Source organism: Pseudarthrobacter phenanthrenivorans Sphe3, from assembly GCF_000189535.1.
Lineage (GTDB): Bacteria > Actinomycetota > Actinomycetes > Actinomycetales > Micrococcaceae > Arthrobacter > Arthrobacter phenanthrenivorans.
Genome location: NC_015145.1, coordinates 3,330,919 through 3,349,544 on the forward strand (window position 1 = coordinate 3,330,919; position 18,626 = coordinate 3,349,544).

An 18,626-nucleotide genomic window follows, 5' to 3' on the forward strand; every position below is an offset into this window, starting at 1 on the left:
CGGGTCGCCTAGAAGCCCGTATCCGGGTGCGTGGGCCGGGGACTACCCCGATATAAAAGCCAGCCCGCCACCATCAAGACCACACTGAGGACCAGGAAACCCAGGTCCCACGCCAGCGGCCCGCCCAGGTCGTCCCGCACGTGGTGGATCTGCAGCAGCTGGTGGTTGACCAGGCCCTCGGCAATGTTGAACACTCCCCAGCCGGCAAGCACCAGCCCGCCGTGGAACCTCCAGTCGGGTGACAGGCGGCCCTGTTGCCGCGCCCGGATGGCCAGCCCGGCAGCAGCCACCACCAGGACCCACATGGCACTGTGGAACAGGCCGTCCGCGAGGGTGTTCAACTCCAGCCCCGGCACGGTCCTGGTGCTGCCGCTTTCGGTGTGGCTGAGCATGTGGTGCCACTGCAGCAGCTGGTGCAGGACGATGCCGTCCACAAAGCCGCCCACGCCCATGCCGAACAGGAAGGCGGGCACCTTGGCCGGCGGGCCCCCCGCTTCCGGAGTTCCGGCACCCCGCGTGCCGCGTGCCGTATGGATTTCCCGGGACATGTTTCCGTTCCCCTTTGGCTTGGTGCACCCCTGTCACCTTTGTCCGTACCCGCCGTCGGACGCCCTAACCGCCGCCGCCTCCCCTCCTGGCGGCCCAACGCCGGACCCTTGACCCGGGCAGTGGGAGATGGAAGCGTAGGGCAGGCGGTGGGCCTCAAGCAAAGGGGTGGTTCCGGCACCCAATGGAGCTGCACTGCCACTAAACCACTAGGCGGCATTTATGCGAGCGATGGTTTACCGCGGCCCGTACAAAATCAGGGTCGAAGAAAAAGACATTCCCAGGATCGAACACCCCGACGACGCGGTCGTCCGGGTCACCACCGGCGCCATTTGCGGCTCCGACCTGCACCTCTCCCACGGCATGATGCCGGACACCCGGGTGGGAATGACGTTCGGGCACGAGTTCGTGGGCGTGGTCCATGAGGTGGGTTCCTCCGTGCAGAACCTGGCTGTCGGGGAACGGGTAATGGTCCCCTTCAACGTGTACTGCGGCTCCTGCTGGTTCTGCTCCCGCGGCCTGTACTCCAACTGCCACAACGTCAATCCGAACGCGACGGCGGTGGGCGGCATCTACGGCTACTCCCCCACCTGCGGGGGTTACGACGGCGGCCAGGCTGAGTTTGGCAGCAAGCGCGCGGACGTGAACCACCAGCGGATTGACCCGATCCTGGTGGGAGGACCCTGGGTGATGGCGGGTCTGCGTGCCGTTGCCGCCGTCCGGGCGCTGGCCCGGCGAGCTTCGGAGCGGACGTGACGCAGGCAGAGCAGCGCGGGGCTGGTCTCACCACAATTGCCGACGGCGTCCACCGCATCTCCGAGGCGTACGTCAACTTCTACCTTGTGGAGAGTCCTGACGGGCTGACCCTGGTTGATTCCGGGCTGCCGGCTTCGTGGAAGACCCTGGACGAAGCCCTGCGCGGCCTGGGGCACTCCCTCGACGACATCAGGGCCCTGGTCCTGACCCACGCGCACTTCGACCACCTGGGCCTGGCCCACCGGCTGCACTCGCAGTTCGGCGTGCCGGTGTGGGTGCATGCAGGTGACGCATTCATCGCCCGCCACCCCTACCGGTACCGGCATGAGAGGTCCCGCTTCGTCTTTGCGCTGTCCCATCCGGGAGGACTGCCCGTCCTGGCAAGGATGACCGCAGCCGGGGCACTTCGGGTCCGCGGCGTGGACGGGGCGAACGTGTTTCCGTCCGAAGCCGGCCCGGCGGGAACCTTCCTGCTTCCGGTGCCCGGAGCGCCGGAAGCGGTGTTCTCCCCGGGCCACACGGCCGGGCACTGCGGACTCTACCTGCGCGACCGGGACGTGCTGTTCAGCGGCGATGCACTCGTCACACTGGACCCCTACACGGGCCGCACCGGGCCGCGGATCGTGGCCGGGGCCGCCACGATGGACAGCCGGCAGAACCTGGACACACTCTCGCAGCTGGCAGCCACCGGTGCTTCGCTGGTGCTGCCGGGGCACGGCGAACCCTGGACCGGCGGCATTGGCGAGGCAGTGGAAGCTGCGCGCCGGAATGCCGCCGCCTGACCGCCTGCCAGCCGCCCGCCTTCGTACATTGCTGCCCCGGAGCTTCCAAAGGTCACAGAAAAAACACCCCATTGAAACAATTCAGCAATCTCGCCGGGGCAAGCTGTGCATACGGGGATACAACAGCAGGAGGCGCATCATGGAGGCACAAAAAGTACTGACGGCCCAGCTCCGCATCGGCGACCAGATCGAAGCGTGGCACAACGGCAAGCTTTTCCACCGGGGGCGCGTTACCGACGTCGTTCCCGCCCTTGAACTCTTCTGGATCCTGGATGCCAGGACCGGCACGCGGAAGCTGCTGGATCCGGAGGCGCTGGAGATCCGGCACGTGGAGGTGCAGGCCAAGCCGCTCGCCCCGGCCTGACCGCTCTGGTGCAGGCAGGCACCCGGGAGCGGGGATCAGCACCGGCACGGTGACCGGCACGGGCAGGACAGTAAGCATGCTTACAATAGAGCCATTGCGGCACCCTGCGGCAGTCCGGGCCGAGCCCGGTAACCACCATGAAGGAGCACACCGTGATTGGTTTCATCGTTGCCGGCCTGATCATCGGCGCACTGGCCCGCCTCATCAAGCCGGGCAAGCAGAACCTCAGCTTGCTGGCCACCCTCCTGCTGGGCCTCGTGGGCTCGGTCATCGGCGGAGTAGTGGCGTCCCTGCTTGGGACGGGGGACATTTTTGAGCTGAACTTCCTGGGCTTCATCGTGGCCGTCATTGCCGCGGTACTCCTGGTGGGCACGGCCGAAGCCCTCGTCGGCCGGCGGAGGTCAGTGCGCCGCTAGCAGCACGGCCGCACTCCAGCCAAAAGCGGGGCCACTTCCTGCCTGTCCGATGTCTCGGAAGAGGGAGAAAGCGGCCCCGCTTTGCTGTTCCCGGGGGCGGCTTCAGGTGCGGTCCTGGTACACGTCCGGGATGCCGTCCTGGTCCGCGTCCACCTTCTCCAGTTCTTCCGTGGCCCGGTACTGCCGGTTCCTGGTGGTGAGCACGGCCGTGGCCAGCAGCGCCGCGAGCAGGGACGCCGCCAGGATGCCCACCTTGGCGTGGTCGTCGTGCAGGCTGCCGTGGCCGAAGCTCAGCTCGGCCACCAGCAGGGACACCGTGAACCCGATGCCGGCCAGCAGCGCCACACCAAAAATGTCGATCCACTTGAAGGACTTGTCCAGCTCGGCCCTGGTGGCCTTGGTCAGGATCCATGTGGTCCCGAGGATGCCGATCGGCTTGCCCAGGACCAGGCCCGCGATGATGCCCAGGGCCACCGGGTCCGCCAGGGCGGAGCCCAGCCCTTCCCAGCCGCCTACCGCCACGCCTGCCGAGAAGAACGCGAAGATGGGCACCGCGATCCCCGCGGAGATGGGCCGGAACCGGTGTTCGAAAATCTCCGCCAGCCCCGGTCCCGCGTCGGGTCCTCCGGCGGCCTGCGAACGGATCACGGGGACGGCGAAGCCCAGCAGCACACCGGCCACGGTTGCGTGGATGCCGGAGGCATGGACCAGCGCCCAGGTGACCACACCGAGCGGCAGCAGGATGACCCAGGCGGCGGGGGCTTTCATGCCGAAGAAGTGGCGGTACTTGTGGGCCAGGAACGCGTAGATGGCCAGCGGGATGAGGGCCAGGAGCAGCGGCGTGACATCCAGGTCGCTGGTGTAGAAGAAGGCGATGATGGTGATGGCGATGAGATCGTCCACCACGGCCAGCGTCAGCAGGAAGATCCGCAGCGCGCTGGGCAGGTGGGAGCCGATGATGGCAAGGACAGCCACGGCGAAGGCGATGTCCGTGGCGGTGGGAATCGCCCAACCGCGAAGGGTCTCCGGGCTGGCAAGGTTGATCGCGGCGTAGATCAGTGCCGGGACAATAACCCCGCCCGCGGCCGCGGCAACGGGAACGATGGATTTGCTGATCTGGCGAAGGTCCCCGGCAACAAACTCGCGTTTGAGTTCCAGGCCCACCAGGAAGAAGAAGATGGCCAGCAGCCCGTCCGCCGCCCACGCACCGAGACTGAGTTCCAGGTGCCAGGGCTCATAGCCCACCTTGAAGTCGCGGAGGGCAAAGTAGCTGTCCGACGCCGGCGAGTTGGCCCAGATGAGGGCGATCACCGCCGCGGCCACCAGCAGGGCGCCGCCCACGGTTTCCTTGCGGAGGATTTCGCCGATGCGGAGCGCCTCGGCGTAGCTGCCGCGGGAAAAGACCGTGGACTTACGGGGGCCTGACGGCGGATTGGATGGCGAAGTCTGGTTCATGAAGGCTCCTGGGCTGTGGGGTCGACAAAACTATGCCGACCAGACTTCCCGGCGCACCTTCCCTCCATCCTACGGGACGGGGCAAGCGGGCCGGCTTAGACTGCCCGCCGTGGCGCGGAAGCCCCCCGGCCGTCCATCTTGATGGCCTTGATCGCTGTGTCCAGGTAGTTCCGCGACTCCGCCGAGTTGGCCAGCTGCACCAGCTCGGCCGCCACCACCACCAGCTTCACGTTCCGGTGGCTGCTGGTGCTCACGAGCATCTGGAACGCGTCCTCGGAGCCCATCTTCAGCTGGCCCATCAGGATTCCGCGCGCCTGGTCGATGACCGAGCGGGTGGAGGTGGCCCCCTTCACGGCCTCGCGTGCCGTCTGCTCGGTTTCGCGCTGGAGGGTTGAGGTGAGGTCGATCATCACCCCTTCCATGCAGGTCACCGTGCCGCCCTCCACAATGCCGTCCCCTGAGGTCAAAACCCGCCTGGTCCTCCCCTGGGCATCGATGATGCGGTGGTACATGCAGAAATAGCCGCCTGCCTGGGCAACCTGGGCCACGATCTGTTCGCACCGGGGCTTGTCGTCCGGATGTTTGTGCGAGAACAGCAGTTCCAGCGTTGGGACGACGTCGCCGCGCTGGTAGCCGTGCAGTTGGAACATGCCGTCTGACCAGGTGATCTTTTTGGTCCGAAGATCGACGCGGAACGTGCCCGCGACGCACTGGTTGTCTCCAAGTGCGCTCGAGTAGGTGTAGGGTCCGGTCAGCTCCGTCAAGGGCCACCTCCTTGTAGCGTCCAACACGTCCACCGGCCGTTGGGCACAGTTCGCACTCCTTTAAGTATGGCGGGGCAGGACGCCTGCGGGTAGTGGCCCTGCCCCCACCCCCAAACCAGGGGGTAGGGAGTACGCTCAAAAGTGCTTGACGCGGATACCCCCTAGGGGTATATTCGAGGTGTTGTCAGTGAAGTGGTATGTCCCGGCGGCGCCCCCAGCACCGCCTTCACAGCCGTTCAACCCCAGCACCTACCAAGATCCACAAGAAGTGATCCCTCATCAAGGAATTGGAAGCTGACATGTTTGACATCGAGAACCGCACCTCACTCCCCCTGGCCGCCGCCCCTGCCGGCACCGGCTGCGGCTGCTGCTCCCCCGCAGGCCATGCACCCAAGGCTCCTGCCGCCGTCGTAATGTCCGACGCCGGTGCCTCCGCCCAGCGGACGTTCTCCCTGGAGGGCCTCACCTGCGGGCACTGCGTCCAGACAGTCCAGAAAGCCGTCTCCGCCCTCGAAGGCGTCGAGTCTGCATCGGTTGACCTCGTCCCCGGTGGCCGCTCCGGCCTCACGGTGGCAGGCCCCGTTTCAGAAGCGGCAGTCCGGCAGGCCGTCACCTCGGCCGGGTACACCCTGGCTTCCAACTGACTTTCGCGCCGGGGCTGCTGCCCCGGAACGCGGCACCCTCCAAGGAGGAACAGATGCAGGACCACCAGCACATGCACCATCACGACGACGACCCCCAACCAGGCGGAACCGTCACCGCAGCGCAAACTGCCTCAGCCGGCGCCGGACACGCCGGGCACGGCGGGCACGGCGTAGAGCAGCATCCGGGGCACCACGGCCCCGGGCACCACGGTGACGAGTCCACCGCCCGCCACGATGACGACCACGCCGTCCACACGCACGGGCAGCACGCCGGGCACAGCACGGCCATGTTCAAAAACAGGTTCTGGCTGACGCTGGCGCTTTCCATCCCCGTGGTCTATTTCAGTCCCATGGTGGGACACATCCTGGGCTACATGGCACCCATGTTCCCCGGTTCGACCTGGATCCCGCCCGTCCTGGGCACAGTGATCTTCCTCTACGGCGGCCAGCCCTTCCTTAAGGGCGGCCTGCAGGAGCTGAAAGACCGCCGCCCCGGCATGATGCTGCTGATCGCCATGGCCATCACCGTGGCGTTCGCCGCCTCCTGGGTCACCAGCCTTGGCATCGGCGGCTTCGACCTGGACTTCTGGTGGGAGCTCGCGCTGCTGGTGGCCATCATGCTGCTGGGCCACTGGATCGAGATGCGCGCCCTCGGTTCGGCACAGGGCGCCCTGGACGCCCTGGCCGCCCTGCTTCCTGACGAAGCCGAACGCATCACGGATACCGGCACCGAAACCGTGCCCGTCTCAGAGCTCCAGCCCGACGACCTGGTACTGGTCCGCTCAGGCGCACGCATGCCCGCCGACGGGACCGTGGTGGAGGGACAGGCCGAGTTTGACGAGTCCATGATCACGGGCGAATCCAAGACAGTTCCCCGCGGCCCCGGTGACACTGTGGTGGCGGGAACCGTCGCCACGGACACCAGCGTCCGGGTCCGGGTGACCGCTGTGGGCGACGACACCGCACTGGCAGGCATCCAGCGGCTGGTGGCCGAAGCACAGTCCTCGTCCTCACGGGCCCAGGCCCTGGCCGACCGCGCCGCCGCCTTCCTGTTCTACTTTGCCGCCGGTGCGGGCGTCCTCACCTTCATTGCCTGGACCCTGTTGGGCAGCATCCCGGAAGCCGTGACCCGCACCGTCACCGTCCTGGTCATCGCCTGCCCGCACGCGTTGGGCCTGGCCATTCCGCTGGTGATCGCCATCTCCACCGAACAGGCTGCCCGCGCCGGTGTCCTGATCAAGAACCGGATGGCGCTGGAGCGGATGAGGACCATCGATGTGGTCCTGTTCGACAAGACCGGCACCCTCACCACCGGCGAGCCGCAGTTGATGGACGTGGCGGCCGCTGACGGAGTGGACCCGGATGAGCTGCTGGCCCTGGCGGCCGCCGTCGAGTCCGACAGCGAGCACCCCGTGGCACGGGCCATCGTCCGCGCAGCCCGCGGGCGCAACCTCACCCTTCCCGCCGCCGGAGACTTCGCGTCGCTGACGGGCCGGGGCGTACGGGCCAGCGTGGACGGACGGACCGTGCACGTGGGCGGGCCCGCGCTCCTGCGCGAGCTCGGCGCCGTCGAGCCTTCCACCCTGGCGCAGTTCACGGGCGCCTGGATGGACCGCGGCGCTGCCGTCCTGCATGTCATTGACGACGGCGGCCGCGTGCTGGGGGCGGTCAGCCTCGAGGACGCTGTGCGTGCCGAGTCGCGCCAGGCCGTGGCGGCCCTGCAGAACCGGGGCGTGAAGGTGGGCATGATCACCGGGGACGCCCGGCAGGTGGCGCAGGCCGTGGCCGAGGACCTGGACATCGACGAGGTGTTCGCCGAAGTTCTGCCCGCGGACAAGGACAAGAAAGTGGCCGAGCTGCAGGCGCGCGGGCTGAAAGTGGCCATGGTGGGCGACGGCGTCAACGACTCCCCGGCCCTGGCCCGCGCCGAGGTGGGCATCGCCATTGGCGCCGGAACGGATGTGGCAATGGAATCCGCAGGAGTGGTTCTCGCCGGGAACGACCCGCGGGCCGTGCTCTCCATGGTGGACCTGTCCCGCGCCAGCTACCGGAAGATGTGGCAGAACCTGGTGTGGGCCACCGGCTACAACATCCTGTCCGTGCCGCTGGCCGCCGGCGTCCTGGCGTTCGCCGGGGTGGCGCTCTCCCCCGCAGCCGCTGCCGTCCTGATGTCCGCGTCCACTATCGTGGTGGCGTTGAACGCCCAGCTGCTGCGGCGGGTGAAACTCAACCCGTCCGAGGTACGTTGATAGGACAGAGCCGGAGCCAGCCCCGAACGAAGGAGGGAACAGCATGACCGCACGCATCCGCGTCCTGCCGGCAGCCCTCCTCCGGGCGGGGCTGCTCGCCGCGGTCCTGGCGATCGTGGCCGGAATCTTCGGGATGCACGTCATGACGGCGAACCACGCGTCGGGACACGGCGCCGCAGCAGCCGCGCAGCCCGCGGACGGGCACTTTGCCGGGGACGCCGCCGTCGCGCATTCCCACGCCGGGCACCTGGCCGGGCACGCCGCCGTCGCACACGGCGATAGTGCGGGAGCCGCCGCCGCTTCCTTGGCAGGCGGGTCCTTTTCCGCGCTCGAATCCTGCGGCTCGGCCTGCCCTGATGCCCAGGAGTCCGGCGCATCCTGCATCCCCTTGGGCAAGACCGGTTCGCTGGCTGCTTTCCCGCCCCCGGCAAGCCCCGCGGCGCATCTTGAACCCCGCGTGGCGGTTTCCGCGGCCGTGGGATACTCCTACATTCCGTCAGGGCCTACGCCCTGCGAGTTGTCCATCAGCAGAACGTAAACGGAACTGAGCGGCGTGGCTGTCCGCGCCCTACTACGCCCAGTTCACCTACTTTCCTGAAGGACCAAGAAAAAATGAACACCAAGATCAAGACCCTGTCCGTCGCTGCCTTCCTGGCGGCCTCGCTCGGCCTCGCGGGCTGCGGCGCCGACTCCGGCAGCTCCGGCACCAACACCATGCCCATGAACCACGGCAGCTCCGCGCCCATGTCCAGCATGATGCCGGACGCCAGTGCCGACCATAACCAGGCGGATATCGCGTTTTCCCAGATGATGATTCCGCATCACGCGCAGGCCGTGGAGATGAGCGACATGATCCTGGCCAAGCCGGACATGCCCGCGGACGTCACCGCCCTGGCCACCAAGATCAAGGACGCGCAGGCGCCGGAGATTGAGTTGATGACCGGCTGGCTGGAGGGCTGGAACGTGCCCACCATGATGACCGACCACTCCGGCCACGGCATGGGCGGCATGGTTGACTCGCAGGGAATGGAGAAGCTCAAGGCGGCGCAGGGGACCGAAGCCGTCCGGCTCTTCCTGGAGCACATGATCGGGCACCACGAAGGCGCCGTGGACATGGCGCAGCAGGAGATCGGGGCGGGCAAGCACCCGGAGAGCATCCAGCTGGCCCGGGACATCATCTCGGCCCAGGAAGCGGAGATCGCCCAGATGAAGGAGATGCTGGCGGCGCTCTGACCCCGCCCCTCCCCCTCCCCTCCCCGGACGCTCTCTCACTTGATGCGCGTTTCCCCCGGGCGGGTTCAAGGGGTTGTTGCAACACCTGAGTGATTGGGGTGTTGTTATGGGCTTTGGTCGGCCTGAGATGTTGCGTGAGGTGGTCCGGGTTTTCTGGGAGGCGAGGTCTTCTGGATCATCTGATGAGTTCGCCGCGGAGGCGGCCGGTCTTTCCCTGTCAGCGGCCCGGCTGATCGTCCGTCAGCATGGTGGAGTGAATCCTGGAATTAGGCCTGCCTGCCGACGGTTCTTGTCCTTTGATGAACGCGAGCTGATTGCCGTGTGGCGGGCGGCCGGGTGCGGGGTGCGTGAGATCGGCCGGCGTTTGGGCCGGAGCCCGTCCACGATCAGCAGGGAACTGGGCCGGAACATCCGTAATGAAGGCAAGCGCCCCTACCTGGCGTCCTCGGCCCAAAACCGGGCGCAGAAGCTGGCACGCAGGCCCAAGATCCGGAAGCTGGCTTCCAACGAGGCCTTGGCACTCTACGTCGCCGGGATGTTGACGGCCCGGGAACGGTTGTCCCCGGAACAGATCAGTGTCCGGCTGCGGATCGATTTCCCCGATGATGAGAGCATGCGCATCAGCCCCGAGACGATTTACCAGTGCATCTATATCCAGGGCCGCGGCGGGCTGAAGGCCGAGCTTGCCGCTGCCCTGCGGACGGGCCGGGCCGTGCGCCAACCGAACCGGCGGGCCGGGAACCGAAAGCCCCGGGTCCCGAAGGAACTGCTGATCAGCGAACGCCCCGCGGAGGCCGATGACCGGGCCGTGCCCGGACACTGGGAATCTCAATGTTTCTGTCAAGCCGCCTGAGCGGTGATGCGTGGCATTGGTTCCTGGTAGATGGTGTGGTCACGGAGCATCGCCCAGAGGACGTTGATGCGACGTCTGGCGAGGGCGATGAGGGCCTGTTTATGCGACTTTCCTTCTCCGCGCTTCCGGTCGTAATAGGTTCTTGAGGCCGCGCTGTTCTTCAAGCTGGAGAGGGCGGCGAGGTAACAGGTCCGCAGGAGCCTGCGGTTAAAGCGACGTGGTCGGTGCAGGTTCCCGCTGATTCGTCCGGAATCGCGCGGGACGGGAGCCAGCCCCGCGACGCTGGCGAGCCGGTCGACTGAGTCAAACGCGTCCAGGTTGCCGCCGATGTTCGCGAGAAAAGTAGCTGCGAGTACGGGGCCGAAGCCCGGCATGGTGAGCAAAACATCGGCGCTGTCGTGCTTCCCGAACAGGTCCGTGATCTGGGCATCGATGCCGGCGATCTCCGCATCGAGAGTGCTGATTTGCCCGGCCAGCCGGACGACCAGGGCAGAGCCTGTGGTCTGAGTTGGCAGTACGGTGTGCTGGGAGTTTGCGGCTATCAGTGCCTTCTCTGCCATCTTGGCACTATTGCGGCAGCCGCGTTTCCTCAGCCAACCGGTGAGCCGAGCTAGTCCGATCCGCCGGATGCCCTCGGGTGTCTGGTAGCCGCCCAGGAGGACCAGGGGCGCCTGTTTGGAGTAGTCGAACGCACGCTCGAGAGCCGGGAAATATTCCAGCAAGGTGGCGCGGAGCCTGTTGATCGCCCGGACACGGTCGCAGATCAGATCCGTACGGCGGGCGGTGAGGAGCCGCAGGTCAACGCTGATCTGGTCCGTGCGGCGGACTGGTTGGAGGTCCGTGCGCATCCGTGCCTGGTCAGCGATGATCCTGGCATCTTTCGCGTCGGTCTTGCCATCTCCGCGGTAGGTCTCCGCAGCGTGATGCACGATCCGTCCAGGTATATAGAGCAGTTGCTGGGCGTGCGCGGCCAACAACTCGATCAACAGGGCCGCTCCGCCGGAATTCAGATCCGTGGCCCAGCAGACTTCGCCCCCGGCCGCGATCTCCGCGATCGTGGCTATGAGTTCGAGCACTGCGTTTTCGTCGTTCTCGACCCGTTTCGAGAGCAGCACGGTCCCCGTCTGATCGATCACGACGCAATGATGTGCTCTTTTGCCTGAGTCGATTCCTACCCAGAATGCCGGCATGTTCAGTCTCCTTCGATCAGCTCCAATTTCGGTTGGCCCTGTCGATAACTACGCCGGCACGTCCTTACCCAACGATCAATGTCGTAATTCTCAATCAGCGGTCGAGTCATCGGCGGGCAGCGGGCGGCCATTCCCAGTGAGCCATCCAAGCGGCAGGGCGACCTAGGCCATACCCGCCACCCGAGGGTGATCGAAACACTACGACAGCTCCGAAATCACCCACAACAAAATCGTAAGGAGGGCGATCTGATCATCGGTACCCCCGGCGCCGGGGCGATCGGAACACTCGTGGAACGCAGCAGTCGCTTCGTGATGCTCCTGCACCTGCCCAACGGACACACCGGCGAGCAGGTACTGGCCGCCATCCAGGACACCTTGCCTACGCTCCCGGCTCAGTTGCGCCGGTCCCTGACCTGGGACCAGGGCGCGGAGATGGTCGGCATTCACGAACGCGTGAAGATCGCCACCGGAGCGGACGTCTACTTCTGCGACCCTCACTCACCCTGGCAGCGCGGCAGCAACGAGAACACCAACGGACTCCTGCGCCAGTACTTCCCCAAAGGCATGGATCTCACCAAAGTCACCCCCGAGGACCTCGACTACGCCGCAGCCGGACTCAACGGACGCCTACGCAAAACCCTCGGCTGGAAAACCCCCGCCCAAGCCCTCCAACAAATACTGGAAGAATCAGCAGCATAGAACGTGTTGCGACCACCACTTGAATCCGCCCCGGACGCTCTCTCACTTGATGCGCGTTTCCCCCGGACGCTCTCTCACCTGATGCGCGTTTCCCCCGGACGCTCTATCACCTGCCGCACCAAAGGTGAGAGCGTCCGGGCCCGGGGGGATTCAGGGGCGGCGGACGTGTTCTGGGAGGATGCCTACCCCAATAAAGCGTGCCGTGATGCGGCGCAGCACCGGTGACGCGAGGCGGAGGAATTTCGGGACCCAGCGCGGCACCACCCTGTTTCCTGCGGCCGCCCTGGCGATGGCCCTGTGGCCGGCGCGCTGGAGCAGCTGCATCACCTTGACCGGCCTTTCCCGGCGCCGCTGCACCGCCGCGAGCTTCTTTACAGGCACGGCACCGGCTGCGAGGTCGCCGGCAACAGCATTGAACAACGCGACGGCGTCCTGGATGGCGAAATTCACTCCCACCCCGAACAGGGGTGACATTGCGTGGGCAGCGTCTCCAATGGCGATAAACCCAGGGGCGTACCAGCGCCGGAGCCGGTTGACCCGGACGGAGAGAAGCTTGATCTGGTCCCAGTCCACGAGGCTGCCGGCCACGGGACCCAGCACGGGCGCTGCATGGCTCAGGCGCTCACGAAGTGCGCCCAGTCCTGCCGCCCGAAGCTCGTCGTAACCGCCCTTCCGGATGACCATGCCCGATTGGTACCTGTCGCCGCGGTCAATGGTGAGCACCATGCCGCGGGCAGATATGTAGCCGAGGGTGGGCGGCGGAGCATCCGGCGGCTTGGGAAGGCCGAACCACAACACATCAATGGGTACGCCGAACTCCTCGGGAGTCATTCCGGCAGCAGCGCGCAGGGCTGAAGCCCGTCCGTCCGCGGCTACTGTAAGCGGTGCCCGGATTTCCAGCGGGCCGTCGGGTCCCGTTGCCCGGACGCCGCGAACCTCGCCGTCGCCCGTGATGAGGGCCGACGCCTCGGTACGCATGCGCAGCTCGAAGTTGGGGAACGTTGCCGCCTCGCGGGCGAGGAAATCCAGGAAGTCCCATTGCGGCGCCAGGACCAGGAAGTTGTCCGGACCGCGGAGGGTGCCGAAATCGACCAAAGTGAACCGCCCGCCGTCGAGAACGGCATCCATCCGGGGCAGGCGGGTGAGCGGCAGCTGCAGGAATTTGTCGCGGAGCCCGAGTTCCCCGAGCAGGGTCACGGTGGAGGGATGCACGGTGTCACCCCGGAAGTCGCGAAAGAAATCCGCGTGCTTCTCCAGGACGGTGACCCGCATTCCGGCGCGCGCAAGCAGGTAGCCGAGGACCATCCCGGCCGGGCCTCCTCCGGCAATGACGCAGTCCCGCTCAATAACGCTTTCCACCTTCACATCATCGTGCCTCCGTTGCGTCAAGTGAGAGAGCGTCGCGGAAAAAGCCGCATCTGCTGAGAGAGCATCGCGGAAAAAGCGGCGTCAAGTGAGAGAGCGTCACAGGGGGCCACGTGTTAAGTTGAAATCCGCGGGCTGGACCAGTCTGCGCACCGGCTGGAAAGAGAAAATCCCCTTGGACACGTCCGAACCAGTAAGAATCCTGACCGTCTGCACCGGCAACATCTGCCGTTCGCCGGTGGCCGAGAGACTGCTGCAGGCCGGACTGAACCAGGTGGTGCCGGGCGGTTTCCACGTCTCCAGCGCCGGGACCCGCGCCATGGCGGGCGACCCCATGCAGCCGATTTCCGCGGACATTGTGCGCACTTTCGGCGGCGATCCGGACAACTTTGCTGCCCGCCAGCTGACCCCGAAGATCCTCCGCGGCGTGGACCTGGTGCTCACCATGACCTCCGCGCACCGCGGTGAGGTGCTCCAGCTGGATGCCTCACTCCTCAAACGGACCTTCACCATCCGCGAATTCGCCCGCATGCTCGACGTGCTGGACCAGCGCGCGGCAGACGCGGCAGGAGACGCGCCCGCCGGGAAGAATAACGACGACGGCGGGCGGCTGGCTGCCAACACCGCCTTCTGGAAGGGCCTGCCCGCCCGGGCAGCCGGGGTGCGCCATCTCTCCCTGCCCGCCGACTCGGCGGACAACGACATCGTGGATCCCTACCGCCGGGCACCCGAGGTGTACCGGCAGATGGAGGATGAACTCGCGCCGGCAATCGTCTCGATCCTCCGCCACGCCCGCCTGAACACACCCGCCTGACCGGGCCCTCCGCCGTCGTCATTTCCCTGCGGGATACTCTGCGGTTTTTCTGCGGATTCCCCCGATGCCACCTGATTTTCCCGGTGCTAATTTTCGGAAATGGCCCTCCAGCCGAAGTATCCGAGCACACTGGCGTCCGGTACATCCGGACGCCGCCGGCGCCGCCCGCTGCGGACCATCCTGCTGGTGCTCCTGGCCGTAGCGGTCCTTGTCCCGGCCTCTGCCGGAGCCTACCTGTACAGTCTCGGCCAGGTCTTCGACTCCCAAAGCACCACCCTGGACAACCCCTTTCCTGCCGAATCCACCCGCCCCCAGCGCCAGCAGGCCGGCGGGGATCCCCAAGCCGCAGCAGGGGGTGCCGCAGCCGGCGGAGGCGCCGGACCGGCAGCGGCCGGCAGCCAGCAGGACGGCACCGAATCCGGCACCGGCGGTGGCCTGAATATCCTGGTGATGGGCAGTGACAGCCGCGGCGCCACGGCGGACGAAGCGCTGTCCGGCGGCAACTCCAACCAGCGTGCGGACACCCTGATGCTGGTGCATATCCCGGCCGACCGGACCAGGATCTATGCCATTTCCCTGATGCGGGACCTCTGGATCGACATCCCGGGCCACGGCCGGGCCAAGATCAACGCCGCCCTGGCCTACGGCGGGGTTCCGCTGATGGTGCAGACGGTGGAATCGCTGTTCAACCAGCGGATCGACCACGTGGCCATGATCGACTTCGAGGGATTCGTGGGCATGACCGACGCGCTCGGCGGGGTGGAGGTGAACGTCACCCAGCCTTTCGTGTCCCTGCACCACAACTTCACCTTCAATGCCGGTCCGCAGATCCTGGACGGGGAGCGCGCCCTTGAATTTGTCCGTGAGCGTTATGCCTATGCCGACGGCGACTACCAGCGGGTGCGAAACCAGCAGGCATTCGTGAAAGCCCTGTTCGCCAAGAACCTCAGTGCTGAAACGCTCCTGAACCCGGTAAAGGTCCACAACGTCATTTCGTCCATGGCACCGTTCATCAGCGTGGACAGCGGACTGGACGCCGCCGCCCTGGCGCGCCTGGCGCTGGAACTGCGCGAGGTACGGGCCGGTGACATGGTGATGTTCACCCTGCCCACGCTGGGCACAGGGACCTCCGCTGATGGCCAGTCCATCGTGCTCCCGGATTACAGCTCCATTGCGGCCATCTCGCAGGCACTGGCAGGTGACAGTTTGGACAACTTTGTAGCCAGCAGGGGCCTGGCGGGCGGACACTGATCCCACCAATTCACAACGAGGTGAGGCACACATGAGCACGCCTGGCGGTTCTGATCCCTCCGGGCCGGGGGCTTCCGGTCCCGGTTCCGGTGGCACTGGCCCATCTGACCCTTCCGCGTCCGGCCCGCATGGCGGAGGGTGGGTGGCCCACGGCCGGCGGCGCTGGATTGCGGCCTTGCTGGCGCTGGCGCTGGTGGTGGTGGCCGTCGTCGCGATCGTTAACCTCAACCGTTCCGGCACTGACGCGCAGCCCGCCGCCACGCAAAGCGAATCGCCGTCCCCCTCGGCAACGCCCACCGAAACAACACCCCCGGCACCGCCACCCCCGCCGCCGCCACCTCCCATCCCGGAGCTTCCGCCGGCTCCCATGAACGTCCTGGTCATTGGCAGTGACATGCGCGGGAATGCCAGGGAAGCGGCGGCCCATACGGCCGCGACGGGCCAGACCATGGACCAGCGGTCAGATGCCCTGATGCTTGTCCACGTCCCGGCCGACCGCCGGAGTCTGTACATCGTGTCCATCAACAGGGACACATGGGTGGACATCCCGGGTTTCGGCGGCGGCAAGATCAATGCAGGCCTGCAGTACGGCGGGATCGACATGACCACGCAGACCGTGCAGCAACTGTTCGGGATCACCATCGACCACACCCTGATGATGGACTTCGGCGGTTTCAAACTCCTGGTTGACGGGCTGGGTGGGATTGACGTCAATGTGCCCGTCCCGTTCCAGTCCACGCACGACACCGGGCACGTCTTCGGACCCGGCGTGAACCACCTGGACGGGCAGGCGGCGCTGGAGTTCGCGCGGGAACGGTATGCGTTCGTCGACGGCGACTTCCAGCGGGTGCGCAACCAGCAGATCCTGCTCAAGGCCATCCTTGCCCGCCTCACCGCCGGCGGCGCCCTGAACGACGTCACGGCTGTCCGTGGGCTGGTGGACTTTGCGTCCTGCTGCCTGACGGTAAACAAGGGATTCGATCCGGTGCAGGCGGCGATCCTGGCGTACAGCCTGCGGAACCTGGACGCGAACGCCATCGGCACCATGACCCTGCCCACTGCCGGATCCGGTTTCATCGCCGGCCAGTCGGTGCTGCTTCCCGATTACGGGGCGATCAACGCGGTGGGGGCTGCCTTGCGGGAGGGCCGGATCGGGGAGCTGGCCAGGCCGTAAGGCAATCCCGGGCTGCCGCTGCCCGCGCTGGCGCCCGAAAGTCCTCGCCGGCGCCGCGCCACGACTCCGCTGGGGCTACCCAAATTCGTTTCCGACGCGCGGATCACGGCAGCTCGCGGACCAGGACGTCCTGCAGGGCCATGTTGGGTTCTGTGGGCGGGCCGCTGCTGCTGAGGTAGAGCCCCATCTGGGCCCCGTGGTATTCCCAGTAGGAGTAGCTCAGGTTGTTGGCCTCGAACAGGCCCACCATGTCCGCCACCCACTGACTGCCGCCCTTGCCCTCCATTTCGAAGGCCTGGCGGACCAGGCCGAATTCCAGGACGGACATGGGCACGTTGTGGTCCGCCCCGAACTTGGTGCGCTTTGCCAGTTCGTGGGCAAGGTACTCACGGCCCCGTTCCAGGAATCCACCCCCCGGAGCCCCGGGGGTTTCAGCGTAAACGTCCAGATGGAACCCGATGTTCGTGCCCGCACCCTCCGGCGCTACGTCCTGCCCCCGCATGAAGCCGGTGATGCGGTACTGGTTGCCCGGCACTACTTTGAACAGGTGCTCGTCATTGCTCCAGCCGGCGATTGTTTGGGAGCCGGCGGCGTTGGAGATTGAGAGGCTCCCGTTGTCCCCGTTGCCGGCGGGTTCCCGCGCAAACCCTGCGGCCTGGTTTGGATCGCCGCCGCTGGTCCACTCATGCCAGTCCAGGATGGTCTCGGCGTTGAGCTCATCACGGACCACTTCACGGAGCTGCTTCCCGTCCGGCCCGTGCTCGGTCACAACGAGCGTGTCGAAGTACGCGGTGCCCCGCATCCCTCCCTTGGCCGTAACAACGGGCATGGCAGCGACCGCCGATTTGTCTGTCAGGGGGATCAGCCCGCTGTCGTACACCTTCCAGTCAGAGCTGCCGGCGTCCAGCGGCGGGGTGGCCACCGTGCTCTGCGGCAACAGGGTGCGCTGGCCGGTGGGAAGGATCACGCCGGGATCCGGGTACCGCCCGCCGTCCTGGATGGGCCCTTCCACCCACGAGGCGTACTGGTGCGTGTACTTGATGGGCTCGTAGAAGTGCAAGTCGTACACCACGTTCGTGTCATCCACCAGGAAATGGGGGTCGATGCCGGCGGTGCCGTACCGCCCGTTGACCCCGTAGATCCCACCCACCACCAGCAGGTGGTTCCGGTCCACGGAACGGACCGCTGCGACGAGCTTTTGCGCCAGGTCCTTCCATTGCTGTCCGGTGGCGTCCGTGGTGACGGGCTCGTTCAGGAGGTCGTAGGCGGCAATGACGGGTTCATCCTTGTAGCGTTCGGCAATGACGCGCCACAGGTCGGCGTTCTGGTCCTGCAGCCGGGGCTGGGACCAAAGGTCGAAGCTCACGGCGTCGCTGGTGGGGTCCAGCCAGAAACCGCCGATCGGGGTGTGCAGGTCCAAAATCAGTTTGACCTGGTGCTGGCGCGCCCAGGCCACGTTCCGGTCCAGCCACTCCATGAAGACCTTCGGGTCATCCACGTACCAGTCCCCATCGAAGGCGAAGCGGACGCTGTTGAATCCCAGCTCCTTCACGCGGGCAAAGTCCTGCTCTGAATGGTGCGGGGAGTCCAGGAGCTCGGACCCTTTGAGGTTCCGGTGGTAGAAATTGGAGAAGTTCACGGCCTTGAGCCGGGTGGGGGCGCCGTCCAGCACCAGCTCGCGGCCCTCCGCCCCCACGAACCCCGGGAGACGGGACTGTCCGCCATCATTGCTGCCGCCAAGCGTGAACCCGGCCAGGACCAGCAGGGGGACAGCCAGCAGCAGGACAGGGACCAGCCATAACGGCAGCCGGCGCTTCCCCGCTGCCTGCCGGGGGCCTGACGGCGCCTCCGGCTCCCTTGGTCGATCTGCATCTCCGGGCATGAAGTCCTCCCGTGGCTCGTCCTGAGACGCTTAGCCTAACCAGTCCCACCCACCATGTCTCGGGGACTCCGGCAATTGTTTCCTGGCCGCAACCCTTCCACGTAAGGCGGCCGGCGCCGTCGTCCGTTATTTTCCCGGCCCGCGGGGTACGCCGCTGGTAGTGTTCCTGCATTCGACCGGAACTCAGAC

At 66.5% G+C, this 18,626-nt stretch carries 16 protein-coding genes and 3 pseudogenes; 13 read left to right on the forward strand and 6 right to left on the reverse strand.

The genetic code is table 11. The annotated features are described in order from the left end of the window. Positions 1-8: 8 nt before the first annotated feature. A complete protein-coding gene (locus ASPHE3_RS15520; RefSeq protein WP_013602143.1) occupies positions 9-548 on the reverse strand; it encodes a DUF2243 domain-containing protein in 540 nt (179 codons plus the stop codon). A gap of 220 nt (positions 549-768) precedes the next feature. Here ASPHE3_RS15520 and ASPHE3_RS15525 point away from each other — a divergent pair. The 4 genes and pseudogenes from ASPHE3_RS15525 to ASPHE3_RS15540 all read left to right on the forward strand — a co-directional run. Beyond that, positions 769-1,170: pseudogene (locus ASPHE3_RS15525) on the forward strand (alcohol dehydrogenase catalytic domain-containing protein); the annotation flags it as partial. A 128-nt stretch (positions 1,171-1,298) separates the two neighbouring features. Next, a complete protein-coding gene (locus ASPHE3_RS15530) occupies positions 1,299-2,084 on the forward strand; it encodes an MBL fold metallo-hydrolase (protein ID WP_013602145.1) in 786 nt (261 codons plus the stop codon). Positions 2,085-2,223: 139 nt separating this feature from the next. Beyond that, positions 2,224-2,448 carry a hypothetical protein gene (locus tag ASPHE3_RS15535; RefSeq protein WP_013602146.1) on the forward strand — a complete coding sequence of 75 codons (225 nt, stop codon included), beginning with the start codon at positions 2,224-2,226 and terminating at the stop codon, positions 2,446-2,448. 152 nt (positions 2,449-2,600) lie between these two features. Further along, positions 2,601-2,864, forward strand: a complete 264-nt coding sequence (locus ASPHE3_RS15540) for a GlsB/YeaQ/YmgE family stress response membrane protein (protein WP_013602147.1) — start codon at positions 2,601-2,603, stop codon at positions 2,862-2,864. Between the two features lie 102 nt (positions 2,865-2,966). Here ASPHE3_RS15540 and nhaA read toward each other — a convergent pair whose 3' ends face one another. Then, a complete protein-coding gene (gene nhaA, locus ASPHE3_RS15545; RefSeq protein ID WP_013602148.1) occupies positions 2,967-4,319 on the reverse strand; it encodes a Na+/H+ antiporter NhaA in 1,353 nt (450 codons plus the stop codon). 95 nt (positions 4,320-4,414) lie between these two features. After that, a complete protein-coding gene (locus ASPHE3_RS15550; protein ID WP_013602149.1) occupies positions 4,415-5,083 on the reverse strand; it encodes a PAS and ANTAR domain-containing protein in 669 nt (222 codons plus the stop codon). A 299-nt stretch (positions 5,084-5,382) separates the two neighbouring features. Here ASPHE3_RS15550 and ASPHE3_RS15555 point away from each other — a divergent pair, with 299 nt between their 5' ends. The 5 genes and pseudogenes from ASPHE3_RS15555 to ASPHE3_RS15575 form a co-directional block, all read left to right on the forward strand. Beyond that, positions 5,383-5,727, forward strand: a complete 345-nt coding sequence (locus ASPHE3_RS15555) for a heavy-metal-associated domain-containing protein (RefSeq protein WP_013602150.1) — start codon at positions 5,383-5,385, stop codon at positions 5,725-5,727. 53 nt (positions 5,728-5,780) lie between these two features. Further along, on the forward strand, positions 5,781-7,976 hold the full coding sequence (locus ASPHE3_RS15560; protein ID WP_013602151.1) for a heavy metal translocating P-type ATPase: 2,196 nt from the start codon (positions 5,781-5,783) through the stop codon (positions 7,974-7,976). Between the two features lie 43 nt (positions 7,977-8,019). Further along, positions 8,020-8,514: a hypothetical protein gene (locus ASPHE3_RS15565; protein WP_013602152.1), complete on the forward strand. Its 495-nt coding sequence runs from the start codon at positions 8,020-8,022 to the stop codon at positions 8,512-8,514. Between the two features lie 74 nt (positions 8,515-8,588). Next, positions 8,589-9,209 carry a DUF305 domain-containing protein gene (locus ASPHE3_RS15570; RefSeq protein ID WP_013602153.1) on the forward strand — a complete coding sequence of 207 codons (621 nt, stop codon included), beginning with the start codon at positions 8,589-8,591 and terminating at the stop codon, positions 9,207-9,209. 106 nt (positions 9,210-9,315) lie between these two features. Beyond that, positions 9,316-10,035, forward strand: a pseudogene (locus tag ASPHE3_RS15575) (IS30 family transposase); the annotation flags it as partial. A gap of 14 nt (positions 10,036-10,049) precedes the next feature. Here the strand turns inward: ASPHE3_RS15575 and ASPHE3_RS15580 are convergent. Continuing rightward, complete coding sequence (locus ASPHE3_RS15580; RefSeq protein WP_013599339.1) at positions 10,050-11,252, reverse strand: IS110 family RNA-guided transposase; 1,203 nt, start codon at positions 11,250-11,252, stop codon at positions 10,050-10,052. A gap of 237 nt (positions 11,253-11,489) precedes the next feature. Between ASPHE3_RS15580 and ASPHE3_RS22110 the strand changes: the two are divergent. Then, positions 11,490-11,951: pseudogene (locus tag ASPHE3_RS22110) on the forward strand (IS30 family transposase); the annotation flags it as partial. A 150-nt stretch (positions 11,952-12,101) separates the two neighbouring features. Here ASPHE3_RS22110 and ASPHE3_RS15590 read toward each other — a convergent pair. Next, positions 12,102-13,310 (reverse strand): FAD-dependent oxidoreductase, encoded by a 1,209-nt coding sequence (locus ASPHE3_RS15590; protein ID WP_148258123.1) that lies wholly within the window; start codon positions 13,308-13,310, stop codon positions 12,102-12,104. A 181-nt stretch (positions 13,311-13,491) separates the two neighbouring features. On the opposite strand from ASPHE3_RS15590, the gene ASPHE3_RS15595 reads away from it, so the two are divergent. The 3 genes from ASPHE3_RS15595 to ASPHE3_RS15605 all read left to right on the forward strand — a co-directional run bounded on the left by ASPHE3_RS15595 (position 13,492) and on the right by ASPHE3_RS15605 (position 16,555). After that, positions 13,492-14,130, forward strand: a complete 639-nt coding sequence (locus tag ASPHE3_RS15595; RefSeq protein WP_013602156.1) for an arsenate reductase/protein-tyrosine-phosphatase family protein — start codon at positions 13,492-13,494, stop codon at positions 14,128-14,130. A 99-nt stretch (positions 14,131-14,229) separates the two neighbouring features. After that, complete coding sequence (locus ASPHE3_RS15600) at positions 14,230-15,381, forward strand: LCP family protein (protein WP_013602157.1); 1,152 nt, start codon at positions 14,230-14,232, stop codon at positions 15,379-15,381. A 142-nt stretch (positions 15,382-15,523) separates the two neighbouring features. Next, positions 15,524-16,555 carry an LCP family protein gene (locus ASPHE3_RS15605; RefSeq protein WP_013602158.1) on the forward strand — a complete coding sequence of 344 codons (1,032 nt, stop codon included), beginning with the start codon at positions 15,524-15,526 and terminating at the stop codon, positions 16,553-16,555. Positions 16,556-16,658: 103 nt separating this feature from the next. On the opposite strand, the gene ASPHE3_RS21275 is transcribed toward ASPHE3_RS15605, so the two are convergent. Next, positions 16,659-18,437, reverse strand: a complete 1,779-nt coding sequence (locus ASPHE3_RS21275; protein WP_013602159.1) for a glycoside hydrolase family 5 protein — start codon at positions 18,435-18,437, stop codon at positions 16,659-16,661. Positions 18,438-18,626: the final 189 nt, after the last annotated feature.

What these genes read in the sequence shown, in the direction of transcription:
- nhaA (WP_013602148.1), bottom strand. Translation starts at nt 4,319, where the DNA reads ATGAACCAGACTTCGCCATCCAATCCGCCGTCAGGCCCCCGTAAGTCC.
- ASPHE3_RS15535 (WP_013602146.1), top strand. Translation starts at nt 2,224, where the DNA reads ATGGAGGCACAAAAAGTACTGACGGCCCAGCTCCGCATCGGCGACCAG.
- ASPHE3_RS15570 (WP_013602153.1), top strand. Translation starts at nt 8,589, where the DNA reads ATGAACACCAAGATCAAGACCCTGTCCGTCGCTGCCTTCCTGGCGGCC.
- ASPHE3_RS15560 (WP_013602151.1), top strand. Translation starts at nt 5,781, where the DNA reads ATGCAGGACCACCAGCACATGCACCATCACGACGACGACCCCCAACCA.
- ASPHE3_RS15565 (WP_013602152.1), top strand. Translation starts at nt 8,020, where the DNA reads ATGACCGCACGCATCCGCGTCCTGCCGGCAGCCCTCCTCCGGGCGGGG.
- ASPHE3_RS15600 (WP_013602157.1), top strand. Translation starts at nt 14,230, where the DNA reads ATGGCCCTCCAGCCGAAGTATCCGAGCACACTGGCGTCCGGTACATCC.
- ASPHE3_RS15555 (WP_013602150.1), top strand. Translation starts at nt 5,383, where the DNA reads ATGTTTGACATCGAGAACCGCACCTCACTCCCCCTGGCCGCCGCCCCT.
- ASPHE3_RS21275 (WP_013602159.1), bottom strand. Translation starts at nt 18,437, where the DNA reads ATGCCCGGAGATGCAGATCGACCAAGGGAGCCGGAGGCGCCGTCAGGC.
- ASPHE3_RS15520 (WP_013602143.1), bottom strand. Translation starts at nt 548, where the DNA reads ATGTCCCGGGAAATCCATACGGCACGCGGCACGCGGGGTGCCGGAACT.
- ASPHE3_RS15580 (WP_013599339.1), bottom strand. Translation starts at nt 11,252, where the DNA reads ATGCCGGCATTCTGGGTAGGAATCGACTCAGGCAAAAGAGCACATCAT.